Raw genomic sequence first — 1,848 nt, 5'->3', positions numbered from 1 at the left:
GATCGGCGTGTCTTCGTTGTTGTTGCTCAGCAGCCAGCCGGGACGGTCGGCACGGATCTTCTCGTAGAGCCCGTGGTCGATCCAGTAGTCGTTGTCGTTGTCGATCCAGAACCCGGACAACTTCGGGTACTTCCGCATCACTTCCACGAAGTTGTCGTAGGAGTACTCGCCGAAGCCGTCACGCGTGGTCAGGTCGACGTCATGGCCCTTGTAGGCCGAGTAGGCCGCCGAGTCGAGCCATTCATGGCCGCCCTCGGCATGCCACTGCGGATCGTCGGTCATATAGAGCATGACCTTCAGCCCCTGGGCGTTCGCCGCGTCGATCAGCTCGCCGAGGAAGTCCCGCTTGGTGGAGCAGCTTCCGGGGACGGCGGACGGCCAGGCGCGTGCGTAGCCCAGACGGCTGTGGAAGGAGGCGAGCACCAGGTAGGAGGCGTGCAGTTTCCTGGCCTCGGCCACCCAGTAGTCGGGCTTCCAGCCGCCGTCGGTGACCGCCTTCTCCCAGGCGGAGCAACTGGTGTAGCCGGGCGAGGTGCGCATGCCCCAGTGCAGGAAGAGGCCCGCCTGGGAGTCGCGCAGCCACTGCTGGCGGGGGTTGATCACATCGGCCCGCGCCGGGGCGGGGCCGATCAGGGCGAGGGTGGCGACGAGCGACAGCACGGCTGCCGGCCAGGCGCCGAGGCGCCGGCGCGATCTGCGGCCCATGAGGGCTCCTTCTCGGGGGCGTACGGTCATGTGCCGTTCTGTTGCAGCGTCACCGGCTGTTGGGGTCCGGTCAAGAAGCGTGCGTCAAAAATCCTCCGACCTCTCCGGCCATGCATTGCCTGCGCGACGCCAAGAAACAAGCGGAACCCGCTGGTAGTTGGCCACTTTTCGCCGACTGCCACCCCCATCACCACTGCCTTGGTCCACACCATTCCTTGACTCATCGCACCACACCTCCTACCTTCCGCGATGCACTGTCCGCGCTCAAAGGAGATGATCATGCAAAGATCCACCCGATCACGCGGTCTTCGCTCCTGCCTCGCGGCCGTCACCGCGGCCACCACGGCCGCCGCCGGCGCCCTCACGGTGAGCCTCACCACCGCGGCGCCGCAGGCCGTCGCGCTGGACAACGGCCTGGCCCGGACACCCCCGATGGCGCTACAAGGCCATGCGCGACGCGCTCGCCGCCACCGGCCGCCCGATCCTCTACTCGCTGCGCGAATGGGGCCGGACCACCCCCAAGGTGTGGACCTGGGGCGAGCCGGCCGGCCTCGGCGGCTCGTCCTCGTACCGCCTGAAGGATCTGTGGTCGAAGGCCACCTCCACCACCAGCGGCTCGATCAGCGCCTCGGTGCCCGCGCACGGCACGGTCGTCTACCGGGTCTCCCGCGGCTGACCGCGGCTGACCGTGGCTGACCGCGGCTGACCGCGGCTGACCGTGACCGACCTGTTGACGGGTTAGGAAGCCTTCCTTACAGTCCCCCCATGTGAACAAGGATCAGACAGGAGAATCCTTGATGGAGCGTTCACCGCTCTTATCGCGCGCCGCCCTCGCTCTCGCGGCGACGGCCGCGCTGATCGCCCCGGCCGCGGTCGCCCACGGTGCCGAGCGGTCCCCGCAGACGCCGGCCGCGTCCTGGAGCATGTCGGCCGAGGTCAAGGCGGCCGACTCGGGCGTGTACGCCGACTGGTCGGTGACCAGCGACGGCAAGAAGATCGCCGCGTACAAGCGCACCGGCCTCCGGACCACATACCTGCTCACCCGGAACTTCAAGGCATACAAGCTCCAGTAGGAGGGCGCGCGATGAAGAGCTATCGGAAGACCCTGGTGGCCGCGGCCGCCACCACCGCACTCACCGCGGG

3 protein-coding genes are annotated in these 1,848 nt (G+C 68.1%); 2 read left to right on the top strand and 1 reads right to left on the bottom strand.

Going from position 1 to position 1,848, the window contains the following annotated elements; all coding sequences use genetic code 11:
* The coding region (locus tag KN815_RS31045; RefSeq protein ID WP_216345191.1) for an alpha-L-fucosidase at nt 1-705 on the bottom strand (705 nt) is incomplete at its 3' end.
* A 448-nt stretch (nt 706-1,153) separates the two neighbouring features.
* On the opposite strand from KN815_RS31045, the gene KN815_RS50870 reads away from it, so the two are divergent.
* Together KN815_RS50870 and KN815_RS31035 are read left to right on the top strand one after the other, a co-directional pair.
* Nucleotides 1,154-1,381, top strand: a complete 228-nt coding sequence (locus KN815_RS50870; protein WP_253209346.1) for an alpha-galactosidase — start codon at nt 1,154-1,156, stop codon at nt 1,379-1,381.
* Between the two features lie 121 nt (nt 1,382-1,502).
* Nucleotides 1,503-1,778: a hypothetical protein gene (locus tag KN815_RS31035; RefSeq protein WP_216345190.1), complete on the top strand. Its 276-nt coding sequence runs from the start codon at nt 1,503-1,505 to the stop codon at nt 1,776-1,778.
* Nucleotides 1,779-1,848 lie beyond the last annotated feature (70 nt).

This window comes from Streptomyces niphimycinicus, from assembly GCF_018883605.1.
Lineage (GTDB): Bacteria > Actinomycetota > Actinomycetes > Streptomycetales > Streptomycetaceae > Streptomyces > Streptomyces niphimycinicus.
The sequence above is the reverse complement of the archived record's forward strand: the minus strand, read 5'-3'. Positions and strand labels throughout refer to the sequence as shown.

Excerpts from the sequence above, each read along its gene's own strand:
- KN815_RS31035 (WP_216345190.1), top strand. The coding sequence starts at position 1,503 with ATGGAGCGTTCACCGCTCTTATCGCGCGCCGCCCTCGCTCTCGCGGCG.
- KN815_RS50870 (WP_253209346.1), top strand. The coding sequence starts at position 1,154 with ATGCGCGACGCGCTCGCCGCCACCGGCCGCCCGATCCTCTACTCGCTG.